This window comes from Frigoribacterium sp. PvP121 (genome assembly GCF_017833115.1).
Classification (GTDB): Bacteria; Actinomycetota; Actinomycetes; order Actinomycetales; family Microbacteriaceae; genus Frigoribacterium; species Frigoribacterium endophyticum.
Genome location: NZ_JAFIBR010000001.1, coordinates 761,636 through 774,463 on the forward strand (window position 1 = coordinate 761,636; position 12,828 = coordinate 774,463).

The 12,828-nt window shown below is 77.5% G+C and carries 12 protein-coding genes; 1 reads left to right on the top strand and 11 read right to left on the bottom strand.

From position 1 onward, the window contains the following. The first annotated feature begins 81 nt into the window (after positions 1-81). Positions 82-273, top strand: a complete 192-nt coding sequence (locus tag JOE43_RS03640) for a hypothetical protein (RefSeq protein WP_185230828.1) — start codon at positions 82-84, stop codon at positions 271-273. 166 nt (positions 274-439) lie between these two features. Here the strand turns inward: JOE43_RS03640 and JOE43_RS03645 are convergent, their stop codons facing one another. The 11 genes from JOE43_RS03645 to JOE43_RS16105 form a co-directional block, all read right to left on the bottom strand. After that, positions 440-868, bottom strand: coding sequence for a hypothetical protein (locus tag JOE43_RS03645; RefSeq protein ID WP_209514773.1), 429 nt, complete (start codon positions 866-868; stop codon positions 440-442). 3 nt (positions 869-871) lie between these two features. Next, positions 872-1,072: a hypothetical protein gene (locus JOE43_RS03650; protein ID WP_209514775.1), complete on the bottom strand. Its 201-nt coding sequence runs from the start codon at positions 1,070-1,072 to the stop codon at positions 872-874. Between the two features lie 150 nt (positions 1,073-1,222). Beyond that, positions 1,223-1,417: a DUF2795 domain-containing protein gene (locus tag JOE43_RS03655; RefSeq protein ID WP_192046514.1), complete on the bottom strand. Its 195-nt coding sequence runs from the start codon at positions 1,415-1,417 to the stop codon at positions 1,223-1,225. Between the two features lie 54 nt (positions 1,418-1,471). After that, a complete protein-coding gene (locus JOE43_RS03660) occupies positions 1,472-2,467 on the bottom strand; it encodes a glycosyltransferase family A protein (RefSeq protein WP_209514777.1) in 996 nt (331 codons plus the stop codon). After that, positions 2,464-4,092 (bottom strand): D-glycero-beta-D-manno-heptose 1-phosphate adenylyltransferase, encoded by a 1,629-nt coding sequence (rfaE2, locus tag JOE43_RS03665; protein ID WP_307803221.1) that lies wholly within the window; start codon positions 4,090-4,092, stop codon positions 2,464-2,466. The genes JOE43_RS03660 and rfaE2 overlap by 4 nt, the downstream gene beginning before the upstream one ends. A gap of 1 nt (position 4,093) precedes the next feature. Then, positions 4,094-5,986 carry an aldehyde dehydrogenase gene (locus JOE43_RS03670; protein ID WP_209514779.1) on the bottom strand — a complete coding sequence of 631 codons (1,893 nt, stop codon included), beginning with the start codon at positions 5,984-5,986 and terminating at the stop codon, positions 4,094-4,096. Positions 5,987-6,328: 342 nt separating this feature from the next. Then, positions 6,329-7,141 carry a DNA-formamidopyrimidine glycosylase family protein gene (locus tag JOE43_RS03675; protein ID WP_209514781.1) on the bottom strand — a complete coding sequence of 271 codons (813 nt, stop codon included), beginning with the start codon at positions 7,139-7,141 and terminating at the stop codon, positions 6,329-6,331. Positions 7,142-7,257: 116 nt separating this feature from the next. Then, complete coding sequence (locus tag JOE43_RS03680; protein ID WP_307803222.1) at positions 7,258-8,436, bottom strand: histidine kinase; 1,179 nt, start codon at positions 8,434-8,436, stop codon at positions 7,258-7,260. After that, entirely contained in the window at positions 8,433-9,083 is a 651-nt protein-coding gene (locus JOE43_RS03685) for a response regulator transcription factor (RefSeq protein WP_209514789.1), read from the bottom strand. Before JOE43_RS03685 ends, JOE43_RS03680 begins: the two co-directional genes overlap by 4 nt. 116 nt (positions 9,084-9,199) lie before the next feature. Further along, complete coding sequence (locus tag JOE43_RS03690; RefSeq protein ID WP_209514791.1) at positions 9,200-10,600, bottom strand: esterase family protein; 1,401 nt, start codon at positions 10,598-10,600, stop codon at positions 9,200-9,202. Continuing rightward, complete coding sequence (locus JOE43_RS16105) at positions 10,597-12,801, bottom strand: DUF2156 domain-containing protein (RefSeq protein WP_307803223.1); 2,205 nt, start codon at positions 12,799-12,801, stop codon at positions 10,597-10,599. The genes JOE43_RS03690 and JOE43_RS16105 overlap by 4 nt, the downstream gene beginning before the upstream one ends. Positions 12,802-12,828: the final 27 nt, after the last annotated feature.

The window sequence follows — 12,828 nt, forward strand, 5'->3', positions numbered from 1 at the left end:
CGAGCCCCGCGCGCGGCGTCGGCCTACCGTGGACGGAACGCGGCCGCCCCGGCCGCCGCACCCCGACACGAGGAGGACAGCATGAGCGACGAGCCCCTGGAGTTCCAGAGCAGCAGCGCGGACCCCGACGACGGCGGGAAGTGGGACCAGGCGCTGAAGGGCGAGGACTACGACCTCGACGCGGACGGCGACGTCGACGCCGACGTCGAGACCGACCCGGACGCGGCCGAGGCCCCGGCCCCCGGCACGACCCCCTCGCCCGACCAGGTCTGACCCGCCCGACCAGGTCTGACCCGCCCGGTCTGACCTGACCGCGGCCCCCGCACCCCGTTCCGTTCAACGAACCCCGATGCTTCAGGGTTCGGTGAACGGAACGGGGTGCGCTGCATGCGGCGGGGTACGGGAGGCGCGGGCCGGGCTGCGCGGGAGGCGAGCGCGGCTAGGCGGTGCCGCCGAGGTCGGCGGCGAGGCAGGTCGCGTCGACGAAGCGGTCGCAGCGCATCCGGCTGCCGGGCCCCGGCACCTGCTCGGTGCCGAGCACGACGACCGCGTCGCCGCGCCGCAGCCGCCGCGCGACCTCGCGGTCGAGCGCGCCGTGCACCCGCACGAGGTGCACCTGAGCGTCACCGAGGTCGGCGGCGTCGAGGAGGTGGCGGCCGGTCGTCATCCGCGACTCGGGCAGCGCGGCCACCCGCACGACGCTGGCCGAGAGCGGGCCCTCCTGCAGGGTGAGCGCCTCGTCGAGCACGACGCCGACGATCGTCAGCGGTGCCCCCGTGCGGGTCGTCGGCCAGTGCGCGGCCCGCGCGGCCGGCAGGGCCCGGGCGAGACGGGTCGGGGCGGAGGCGACCCGCGTCAGCAGCGACACGGCTCAGCCCTCACTCGGGTCGAGGTCCGCCGAGCGGGCGTCGTCGTCGGTCGCCGCGTCGTCGTCGGGGTCGTCGAGTGCCGGGTCGGCCTCGATGTCGCGGACGGCGTCCGCGTCGAGCGGGCTGTCCGGGCCCCCGGGGTCGGGAGCGCGGCCCACCCCGCTGTCCGTGGTCCCCGTGCTCGTGTCGTCCTCGTCGGCCATGTCGTCCCCTCCGGTCGTGCACCGCGCCCCGGCCCAGCGCCGGGGGAGGTGCGGCCCCTCCTGTCGTCGAGACAACCACCGCCGCGAGCCGCCCCGCAGGCCCTTGACACCAGGTCGGGGGGCGTGCGTGACGGCTCGCGGCGGCGGGCGTCACTCGTCGGCGACGCCCTTGCTGACCGCGGTCGGCGCGTCGAACGAGTCGCCCTCGAGCGCCTGCAGCGCGTCGATGACGTCGTCGGGCGCGCCCTGCTCCTTCGCGGTGGCGACCAGGTCGTCCTTCGACACGGGGTAGTCGACCCCGCTGAGGTACTTCTGCATCTGGATCGGGTTCGGGGTGTCGGCCATGGCGGTCTCTCCTTCATCTCGGACGCGGGGTCCGGCCGCAGCCGGGCCGCCCCGTCATCTCGGGGTCGGCCGGTCGGGGCGACCGGCCGGGCGGCCGGCCACCTCGACCGGCCGGGGGACCCCGTCTGCACCGACCGGCTGGTCCGGCCGGTCGGGGCCGACGGGGCGGTCGAGGTCGACCACGTCGGTCGCCTCGACGTCTCGGCGGGGCACCGTGGTGGGCGCCTCGAGGTGGACGGCTCCGCTGGGGACGATGCCCGCGCCTCCTCGTCGCTCCATCACGCGCCACTGGGCGGCGACGTCCTCGCCCGCGTGCTCGGCGGGCAGCTCGCCCCAGAACGCGAAGCCGCCGGCCTCGAGCAGCGCCTCGCGCCGGTACAGCGCGCAGCCGCCGACCCAGGCGACCCGGTAGGCGGCCCAGTCGCCCGGCTCGAGGTCGAGGGTCGCGGCCTCGTGGGCGAGGTTCGCGGCGTTGTGCAGCGACCAGCGCTCGAAGCCGGGGGCGCCGCGGCGGATCCGCTCGGGCTGCACGCCGCCCTCCCAGAGCTCGAAGGCGATCCGCTCGTGGGGGCGCACGTCGTCGAGGTACGAGAGCCCCTGCACGGCCGAGCCGACGAACCCGCAGCCGAGCCGCTCGAGGGCGTCGTGCATCCGCGCCAGCGTGCCGGGCTCGAGCCAGACGTCGTCGTCGAGGAAGAGCACGGCCGGCGCCGTCGCCCGCTCGAGCAGCGACTGCCGGTGCTCGGCGAGCCCGCGCCGCGGGTGGTGCACGTGGGTCGAGACGGCGCGGCCCTGCGCCCGCAGCACGCGGACCATCGCCTGCGCGGCGGGGGCCGTCCAGTCGGGGTCGCCGGTCGACTGGTCGCTGATCACGACCGAGAACGGCGGGTCGTCCTGCGCGGCGAGCCCGGCGAGCGTCACCGCGAGCTCGGCCGGCCGGTCGGCGGTGGGCACGAGCACGTCGACGGCGGGGGGCGCGGGAGTCGCGGTGCCCTCCCCGAGGACGGCCGACGCCGCCCAGGCCCCCGACCAGAGCCGGCTGCCGCTCACGGCGCCGCCCCGCGGATGCGGTCGACGATGCCGGTCGTCGAGTGGTCGGAGACGTAGTCGAGGATGCGGACCTCGCCGCCGCCCTCGACCACCGCCGCGGTCTCCTCGAGCATCTGCGGCGTGTAGTCGCCGCCCTTCGCGTAGAGGTCGGGCCGGAGGCGCCGGATCAGCGGCACCGCCGTGTCGGTGCCGAACGACGTCACGTAGTCGACGCAGCTCAGCGCCGAGAGCACCCCCGCCCGGTCGGCCAGGTCGTTGATCGGCCGGCCCGGGCCCTTCAGCCGGCGGGTCGAGGAGTCGTCGTTGAGGGCCACCACGAGCACGTCGCCGAGCTGCTTCGCCTGGGTGAGGTAGGTCGTGTGGCCGCGGTGCAGCACGTCGAAGCAGCCGTTCGTGAGCACGACGGTGCGCCCGGCGGCGCGCTCGTCGTCGAGGCGGCGGACGAGGTCGTCGACCCCGAGCATCAGGTCGCCGGTTCGGTCGAGGTGCCCGACGAGGTCGTCGGTCGAGCAGACGGAGGTGCCGAAGCGCTGCACCACGATGTCGGCGGCGGCCTGCGCGAGGTCGACGCTCGTGGTCAGCGGCAGGCCGGCCGCGCGGCCCACGGTGAGCGCCGCGACGAAGGAGTCGCCGGCGCCGGAGGCCTGCCGCTCCCTCGCCCGCCGGGCCCAGGTACGGTGCCGGACCCGCGCCTCCGCCCGGCCTGCGGGGTCGTCGGCGCCCGCGCTCGTGCCGGGGCCCGCGCCCGCGTCGGCGCCCGTGCCGGCACCCGCGCCCGTGCCCGCGTCGGCGACCGCGCCCCCGTCGCCCGGCTCGCGCACCAGCGTCATCGTGCCGTCGTGGTCGAGCGTGACGACGACGACCTGCGACCCGGTCGCCGCGAGCACCCGGTCGGCGGCGTCGGCGACCCGCTCGACGCGCACGTCGGTCGGCAGCGCGTCGCCGACCGCGAGGCCGACGAGCGCGGCGACCTCGCCGGCGTTCGGCGTGACGAGGTCGGGGCGGAGGCGCGCCCACGGAGCGAGGTCGTGCGCGTCGACCACCACCAGCGGCGGGCGCTCGGCGGCGGGCCGCGCGACCAGCGCGTCGAGCACCGGGCCGGTCAGCGCGCCCGTGCCGTAGTCGCAGACGAGCTCGGCGTCGGCCCCGGTCGCCTGGGCCGTCGCGGCCGCGGCGAGCTGCGCGAGGGCCGTGGGAGGCGCGGGCGCGGCCCCGAGGTCGTCGAGCCGGATGAGCACCTGGTCGTCGACCATCACCCGGTTCTTCGCGACGGTGACGAGGCCGCGCACCCGCACCACTCCGGAGGTGTCGACCCCGTGCCCCGCGAGCAGCTCGGTGAGCCGTCGACCGGCCTCGTCGTCGCCGACCAGCCCGGCGAGGCGCACGCGGGCCCCGAGCGCGGCGAGGTTGACGGCCGTGTTGGCCGCGCCGCCCGGCACGTAGCGGCGGGTCGCGACCTCGACGACGGGGGCGGGGGCCTCGCGCGTCATGCGCTCGGTCGTGCCCTGCCACCAGCCGTCGAGCACGAGGTCGCCGACGACGCTGACGACGGGCGCCGCCTCGCGGAGGGCCCGGGCGACCTCGGGGCTGAGGCCGCTCACGGCGGAGAGGTCGGGGCGTGCCACGTCAGTCGCCCTCGGCGGGCTGGGCGGGGTGGACGCGGGGCTGCTCGTCGGGCGAGCCGGTGCCCTCGCTCCCGGTGCCCTCGCCGTCGGTGCCCTCGCTCTGCGTGCCGTCGTCGGGGTCGCCGCCCTCGGCCGGGTCCTGCGGGTGGGGCGTGCGCCCGGTGGAGGCGGTGGTCGCTGCGTCGGAGTCGGCCTCGGCCGACGGGGAGGGGGCGGAGGCGCGGGGCGCGGAGGCGGAGGCCGCGGCCTCGGCCGGCGCGGCCGCGGCGGGGCTCGCCTCGGGCGACGGGCGGCTCGCCGAGGCGGCGGTGTCGGCGGAGCCTGCGGTGCGGGCGGTCCCGGCGGTCTCGTCCGCGCCTCCTGCGCTCGCCGTCGGGGTCGCCCGGCGCTCGCCCGCGAGCACGGGCGTGCCGTAGTGCACGACCTTCGTGAGGGTCATCTCGTCGAGCAGCTCGGGGCCGTAGCCGAAGCCGGCGCCGCTCTCTCCGCGCGGCTGCGCCGACCCGCCGGGAGCCCCGCCGAAGACCGCGTTGATCTTGACCGTGCCGACCGGCAGCTCGGCCATCGCGCGGTTCGCGTGGCCGATCGAGCCCGTGAGCACCGTCGCCGCGAGCCCGTAGCGCCCGGCGCAGGCCAGGCGGAGGCCCTCGTCGAAGTCGTCGACGACCTGCACGGGGGCGACGGGGCCGAAGGTCTCCTCCTGCACCACGGTCATGTGCGGCGTGCAGTCGACGAGCACCGTCGCCGGGTACCAGGAGCCCGGCCCGGTCGGCACGGCCCCGCCGACGAGCGCCCGCGCTCCGCTCGCCAGCGCGTCGTCGACCTGGCGCTGGACCTCGTCACGGAGGCGCCCGTCGACCAGCGGGCCCAGCTCGCCCCGGTCGTTGCGTCGCGTGGCCTCGACGACCAGCGCCTCGACGAACGCGTCGGCGACGTCGCGGTGCACGTAGATGCGCTCGACGCTCGTGCAGATCTGCCCCGCGTTGGCGAAGGCGCCGATCGCGGCCTGCTCGGCGGCCCACGCGGGGTCGACGTCGGCGTCGACGACCAGGGCGTCGTCGCCGCCGTTCTCGAGCACGACGTGGGCGCCGGTCAGCGCGGCGACGCGGGCGATGCGGCGGCCGGTGGCGGTGGAGCCGACGTGCGCGACGACGTCGACGTCAGGCTGCTCGGTGAGCGCCGCCCCGACGGCGGCCCCGCCCGAGACGGTGACGAGCACGTCGGGCGGCAGCACCGCGGAGACGATCTCGCCGAGCAGCTGGCCGACGTGGGGCGATCGCTCGCTCGGCTTGTGGACGACGGCGTTGCCCGTCACCAGGGCGGCGCCGATCAGGCCGCAGGCGACGGCGACCGGGTCGTTCCAGGGGGTGACGGCGGCGACCACGCCGCGCGGCTGGTCGATCGTGAAGTCGGCGGCCTCGCGGGCGCCGACGAGGCTGAGGCCCCGGTGCAGCGGACCGAGCTCGGCGTACTGGCGCAGCGTGTCGGCACCCGCGAGCACCCCGCCGCGGGAGTCGTCGAACGGCTTGCCCGTCTCGCGCTGGTTCAGCGCGGCGAGCTCGTCGGCCCGCTCGCGGAGCGCGGCGGCGGCGTCGTGCAGCAGCTCGCCGCGGGCGGCGGCGGGGGTGCGCATCCAGGCGCCCTGCGCGGCGCGGGCCCGACGGACGGCGTCGACCAGGGCCTCGCGGTCGGCCTCGGCGACGTCGCCGACGAGCGTGCCGTCGCGCGGGTCGAGCACGGTGAGGGTGCCGGGGGCGTGGTGCTCGTGCTCGGTGGGCTGGGCGGGCTGGTGGCCGGCGTCGGGCTGCCCGGCGGCGTCGCGGGGGGTGGTGGGCGCGCTCGCCGTCGGCTCCGGGGTGCGGGAGCCGGGGGTGCTCGGGGCGAAGGTGGTCATGCGGGCCGTCCTCTCGTGTCGGTCGCCCCTGCCCTACCCCGGCTCGGGCGACCTCACACGTGCGTCCGGCGACCCCGCGACGAGGTGGCCCGTCCCGGGCCCTCGGCGGGCGGGAGGGCCCAGGGGGAGGCGCCTCGGGGGCAGGTCGTCGTCGCGCGACCCTGCCCGCGCCTCCCGCGCTCCCCGTGGCGGTCAGTTGCCGTTCTGGGGGGTTCCGGGAGCGCGGGAGCCCCTCAAAGTGGCAACTGACCCGCAGGGTCGCGACGAGGTGACTCGTTCTGGGCTCTCGGGGCGCGGGAGGGCCCAGGAGGGGGCGCCTCGGGGGCGCGGCGCGCGCGCGCGTCAGGCGGCGGGGCGCCCGGCGGGCTGGCAGCGGGGGCACCACCACGCGCGGCGGGGCCGCTCCGACGTGCTGCCCGGGTCGTCGCGCGCGAGCACCGTCGTGCCGCATCGGAGGCACGGCCGCCCGGCCCGCCCGACCACCCAGTGGCTCTCGCCGCGCCGCGTGCTGCCGGTCGTCACCTGGTAGCCCGCGGCCCCCGACGCCGAGGCCCGCAGCAGCCGCGCCGCGAGCGCCAGCAGCGGCGGCAGGTCGACGTCGCCCACGGGCGTCGCCGGGTGCACCCCGCGCAGGAACCCCACCTCGTTCACCCACAGGTTGCCGAGCCCGGCCAGGGTGCGCTGGTCGAGCAGCGCGGCGCGGATCGGCCGGCCGGGGTCGGCGAGGAGTCGCGTGGCGGCCTCCGTAGCGCTCCAGTCGTCGCGCAGGGGGTCGGGCCCGAGGTGCCCCACCGCCGTGTGCTCGTCACGCGTCGGCAGCAGCTCCACCACGGGCAGGTCGACGCCCCAGAGCGCGTGGCCGTCGCCGAGCAGGAGGCGCACCCGGACCTGGGGCTGGACGCGACGGGGCACGACACGGCCGGGCCGCGTCACCGTCCACGAGCCCTGCATGCGGAGGTGCGTGTGGAGCGTGGTCGCGTCGTCGAGCCGGGTCAGCAGGTGCTTGCCGTGGGTGACGTGCTCGACCACGCGCCGGCCGTCGAGCCGGGTGCCGGCCGCGGCGCCCGAGCGCAGCTCACCGCGCTCGACGAGCTCGCCGTCGGCCACGGCTCGGAGCCGCGCCGCCAGCCGGTGGACGCTGTCGCCTTCGGGCACTCCTGGAACCTAGCCCGCGCCTCCGACACTCCCGGCGGTGTGGATCGAGGTGACGCGACCTGGGCCGTCGCCTCGCCCGAGGGCCCGGGAAGCGTCACGTCGAGGCGAGCTGCGCGTCACGCGGGGAAGCGCAGCGTCAGCCGGTGCGACCCGTCGTCGTGCGTCTCGCTCGTGACGGTGCCGCCGAGCAGCTCGGCGCGCTCGCCGAGCCCGGTCAGCCCGTGGTGGGCGCTCGGCAGGTCGAGCAGCGGCAGCGTCGCCGCCCCCGCGTCGACGTGCAGCACGACCTGGCCCGCGTCGACGAGCCCGGTGATCACGACCGCCGCCCCGGTCGAGTGCTTGCGGGCGTTCGTGAGCCCCTCCTGCACGGTGCGGTAGACGGCGCGCTGCTGCGACGGCGAGAGCGCGGCCGGCAGGTCGAGCCGGCAGGAGACGTCGATCCCGCTGTCGGCGACGAGCCGGTCGACGTCGTCGAGCGTCGGCTGCGGCGCGAGCTCACGGCGGTGGCCGCCCGCGGCCCGCAGCACCTCGACCATCGAGCGCAGCTCGTCGAGGGTCGTGACGCTGAGCCCGCGGATGGTCCGGGCGACGTCGCGCGCCTGCTCGTCGGGCGACGCCATCTGCAGGGCCCCGGCCTGCACCGCGATCAGGCTCACCTGGTGCGACACGACGTCGTGCATCTCGCGGGCGAGCACCGCCCGCTCGCGCGCGAGTGCGACCTGGGCGGCCTGCCGACGCTCGAGCCCCTGCGCCTCGCGCAGCTCGACCAGCTGCGCCGCGAGCAGGCGCCGTGCGCGCAGGAACGCCCCGAGCAGCGCCGGCACCGCCGTGTAGAGCGCGGCGTAGACGAGGGTCTCGGTGAGGAAGGTGAGGTAGTCCCACGCGTCCATCGAGACGAGGTAGACGAGGGCGGCCGCGGCGACGCCGATCGTCGTCTCCCACCGCCGGGTGCGCTGCACCCCCAGCGTGAAGAGGGCGACCATCACCGGCAGGAAGGTGCCGCCCCACCAGAATCCGGGCAGCGCCAGCACCAGGCTGACCCACGGCCAGCGCCGGCGCACGAGCAGGCCCGCGCAGGCGAGCACGCCGAGCGCGATCGTCCACGGGTCCGAGCCGTAGAGCACGAAGCCGGAGCCCGCCGCGGCGACCAGGCAGATCAGCACGTCGAGGGCGACGCGCTGCCAGCGACGCCGCAGGTGCAGGCCCGACGGCGGCAGCCCCGGCCCCGGGGGCAGGCCCGGCCCGGGGAGCCGGCCCGCGCCTCCCGCGCTCCGCTCCTCCGCGGGCGACGTCACGGCCGCGGCACCAGCCCCGCGCGGTCGGCGACGATGGCCGCCTCGACGCGCGAGCCGACGCCGAGGGCGGCGACGACCGAGCTGACCGTGTCCTTGACGGTGCCGAGGGTGAGCCCGCACTCCGTGCCGATCTCGGTGTTCGAGAGGCCGCGGGCCAGGGCGCGCAGCACGACGGTCTCGCGCTCGCTGAGCCGGGCGACGACCGCGACCTGCGCCTCGTCCTCGGCCGAGCGGAACAGGCGCTCGCGCCGCAGCCCCGGCGCCAGCACGACCCCGCCCGACGCGAGGGTGAGCACGTGGCGGGCGAGCTGTTCGGGGTCGGTGTCCTTGAGCAGGAACCCCGAGGCGCCCCGGTGCAGCGCCTCCAGCACCTGGTCGTCGGTGTCGAAGGTCGTCAGCATCGCCACGACCGGGGGCGCGGCGTCGGCCATCAGCTCGGAGAGCACGGTCAGCCCGTCGGGCTCGGGCATGCGGATGTCGAGCAGCACGACGTCGGGGGCGAGCTCGCGCACGGTCTCGACGGCGACGGGGCTGGCGACGGCCGCGAGCACCGTGATGCCGGGCGAGGCGCCGAGCACGAGGGCGATGCCGGAGCGCACGAGCCCCTCGTCGTCGACGACCACGACGGAGACGGGGGTGTCGGTCATCGGTGCGGGCCTCTCGGTCGGGTGCGCGGGCGCCGGGGCCCGCGCTGCGAGGCTAGCGCTGCCGCGGCAGCCCCCGGGGAGTCGCGGGCCGACCCCCCCAGGCAGCTCCCGGCCGGTCACGAGCCGCCGTGGCTCGCCGCGGGCGTCGCCGTCGCTGCCGGGGGCGTGCCCGGGTCGGCCGGTGACAGCGCGCTCGCCGAGAGGCCCCACCGCGGGTACAGGTCGCCGATGCCCACCGCGAACCCTCGGGTCGCGGTCGTCCAGTCGTGCGCCGTGCCCGGCGAGACCCAGCGGGTGACGTGCATGCCCGCGGCCTCGGCGGCGGCCGAGTTCGCGGTCATGGCGGCCCCGAAGGTCGGGTCGTCGGCCCCCACGGCGAAGAACGCGGCCGTGTCGGAGTAGGGGGCGTGCGCCGCCATGATCGCCTGCGGCTGGGCGGCGTCGTACGCCGCGCGGTCGCCCGCGAAGCCGTCGGTGACGGTCTGCTCGACCGAGCCGAGCGACGGCCCGACCTCGCCCGAGACGTCGATCAGCGAGCCGAACAGGTCGGGCCGCGCCGACCCGAACTGGATCGCACAGGTGCCGCCCTGCGAGAACCCGCCGATCGTCCAGGCCCGGGGGCCGGTCGCCACCCGGTAGTGCGCGGTCACGTAGTCGACCACGTCGGTCGTGACGTAGGTCGCGCTGTTCCCGAGGGCCCCGTCGACGCACATCGGGTTGTGCTCGTCGGCGCTCAGCTGGTCGGGCACCACGGCGATCGGCGCGAGCCCGTGGTCGGCCGCGGCGTCGGCCTCGAGGGTCGTGACGAGTCCGCCCGAGGTGACCACCGACTCCGGCGAGGCGGGCTGGCCCGACATCATCACCACGACGGGCAGGGGCGGCGGGTCGGCGACGAGCGCCGCCGGGGGCAGCCAGACGACGGCGTCGCGGGCGGGGAAGCCGGAGACCGTGCCGGGGATGTGCACGGTGCCGTAGCGGCCGTGGGCCGGCATGTCGGCGGGCGGGGTCCACGACGCGTACAGCGTCGGGTCGAAGGCGCCCGGTCCGGAGCCCGCCGCGCCGTCGGCGCCCACCGAGGAGGGCAGCGCGGCGATCGTGCTCTGGCCGAGGGCCTCGGCGAGGGTCGGGTACGCGCCCGCGTCGCGGTTGATCGCGAGGGCCCCCGCGGTGACGAACACGACGACGCCGAGGGCGGCCACGACCCGCTTCGCCGCCGAGGTGCGGACGAGCGCGACGACGGCGACCGCGACGGCCGCGAGCACGCCCGAGAACCAGGTGCGGTCGACCCAGGTCGGGGGCACGCCGGCGACGTCGAGGAGGTCGCCGAGCACCCAGGAACCGAGGGCGCCGAGCGCGGCGCCGGCGACGGCCGCCAGGAGGATGCGCCGCGACCACGGGCGGCGCGGACGCCGCCGCGGCGGCCACGCCACGAGCACCGCCAGCACGAGCGCGACGCCGTAGACCACGGCGAGCAGCGGGGTCGAGGTGAGGGGCAGGGTCAGGAGGTCCTCCGTCATCGGGCACCGCGCATCCGACGGTCCGCCGCCGTGCCGCGGGCGGCCCGCACCGCGGCCACCACCTGTCGGGCCCGGAGGGTCGGCACGTACGCCGTCGCGAGGGCGCGGCCGACCGGCGCGAGGTCCGCCGGGCTCGGGCAGGCGAGCCAGAGGGTCTCGTGGGCGGGGTCGAACTTGGCCTTGAAGCGCCGCAGCGACGTGAAGCCGTACGACGGCTCGAGCACCCGGCCGGTCGTGGCGAGCAGGCGCCCGACGAGCCGGTCGACCAGGGTCGACGGCACCGTGCCGTCGGCGCTCGCGAGCGGGGTGCCCGAGAGGCTCAGCGTCTCGAGCCCCTCGCTGCGGAACGTCTGCGCGGCGGTCGCGATGAGGAACTCCACGACGCCCGGCATCGGGTCGTGCCCGCGGCGCATCACGTCGAGCGTGCGCCCGACGAGCCGGCCGTCGCGCCAGGAGGGCAGCCAGCTCGTCACCCCGTGCACGGCCCCGTCGGCGTCGACCGCGACGAGCAGCCTGACCTCCGGGTCGTCGAGCTCGCGGAGGCCGCCGAGGGTGAAGCCCATCTCGGGCAGCGCCTTGGCGGCCACCCAGTCGTCGCTGAGCGCGTCGACCTGGCGGCGCAGCTCCTCGTCGAGGCCGCGGTAGGTGCTCCACACGGCGCGCACGCCGTCGCGGGCCGCGCGGTTGGTGGCGGTGCGGAGGTCCTGCCGCTTCTTGCCCGACGTGGTGAACGTCGCCAGCTCGACCACCGACTCCTCGGCGACCGGGGTGACGCTCCAGCCGAGCTCGGCGAAGACGTCGAGGTGACGACCGTGCACGCTGTAGAACGCCGGCACGAGGCCCCGCGTCGAGCAGTGGCGGGCGAAGCCGCGGATCGTCTCGGCGGCGTCGTCGGGGGCGCTGATCGGGTCGGAGACGGTGAGGGCGACGCCGTGCGCGACCCGGTAGGCGACCGCGCCGCGGCCGTCGTCGGTGAACCAGTGGCCGTTGCCGGCCCAGGTCGCCATGAAGCCCAGCGAGCCCGCGTCGGAGCGGCGCAGCTGTGCCAGCACCCGGTCGCGGCCGGCCACCCGGAGGTCGGCGGCCGTGCGGCGGTCGAAGGCGCGGCGGCGGCGCAGCAGCACGATCGTCGCCGTGGCCGGGGCGACCCAGATCAGGAGGAGCAGCACCTGCCACTCGACCTCGCCCGAGCTGAGGCCCGACCAGGTGAACCAGTCGTCGGCGAGCGGGATCACCGTGAAGTACCAGGCCAGCAGGCCCGTCATCAGCACGAGGGCGCCGACGGCGACGACGAGCCCGAGGCGTCGGCCGCGCAGCAGCAGGCCGACGGCGAGGGCGAGCACGCCGACGGCGACGACCGTCACCTCGGGGCCCGCCAGCTCGGAGATCGGCGACAGCACGCCGACCGCGTCGCGGGCGACGGCGGCGATGGTCCAGCCGAGGGCGACGGTGGCGAGAGCGGTGGCGGCGACGGTGCGGGCGCGACGGCTCGGCTCGTCGTGCCAGGGGGCGTGCGCCGAGAGCGGCACGAGTGCCCGGCCGAGCGGCAGGCCGGCGAGCAGGGCGAGGGCCCGGGCGAGGTCGATCCCGTGCCCGCCGAAGAGCAGCCCCGCGAGGGCGACGGCGAGCACCGCGGCGCGCAGGCCCTGCCGGCGGGCCGGGGCGAGCCCGCGGCTGACGGCGACGAGCACGACGATCAGCGTCACGGAGGGGCCCCAGACCCGGTCGCCGTCGGCGATCTGCGAGAACTCCTCGCCGACGGCGGAGCCGACCAGGAGCACGAGGGAGGCGGCGGCCGCGGCCCCGAGGGAGCCCACGACCGCGACGGTGCCGGTCCGCACCGCGCCGACCCGCGCCTCCGCCCAGGCCACCGTCACGAGCGCGGCGGCCGCCGCGAGGGAGGGCCCGACGACGTGGCGGAGGTCGCCGTCGGCGTGCGCGACGGCGATCCAGGTCGCCGCGGCGAGGAGGGCGAGGAGGGTGAGGGGGCGGGCGCGGAGGGCGGTGGCGGCGGCGCGGGCGGCCGCGGTGGTGCGTGCGGCGGCGGTGCGTGCGGCGGTGGTGGCTCGCGTGCTGGGGATGCCGGGGGTGCCGGGGCTGCCCGGGCGGGCGCTCGTGCTCGTGCTCGGGGTGGCGCTGGTGTCCGCCGGGTCGCCGTGGGGGCTGCCGGCGGGGGGCGGGGCGAGGGTCGTGTTCTCCACGGCCTCAGTCTCGGGCGGGGCCGTGCC

Coding starts and splice junctions, on each gene's coding strand:
- JOE43_RS03640 (WP_185230828.1), top strand. CDS start 82: ATGAGCGACGAGCCCCTGGAGTTCCAGAGCAGCAGCGCGGACCCCGAC.
- JOE43_RS03650 (WP_209514775.1), bottom strand. CDS start 1,072: ATGGCCGACGAGGACGACACGAGCACGGGGACCACGGACAGCGGGGTG.
- JOE43_RS03655 (WP_192046514.1), bottom strand. CDS start 1,417: ATGGCCGACACCCCGAACCCGATCCAGATGCAGAAGTACCTCAGCGGG.
- JOE43_RS03670 (WP_209514779.1), bottom strand. CDS start 5,986: ATGACCACCTTCGCCCCGAGCACCCCCGGCTCCCGCACCCCGGAGCCG.
- JOE43_RS03685 (WP_209514789.1), bottom strand. CDS start 9,083: ATGACCGACACCCCCGTCTCCGTCGTGGTCGTCGACGACGAGGGGCTC.
- JOE43_RS03690 (WP_209514791.1), bottom strand. CDS start 10,600: ATGACGGAGGACCTCCTGACCCTGCCCCTCACCTCGACCCCGCTGCTC.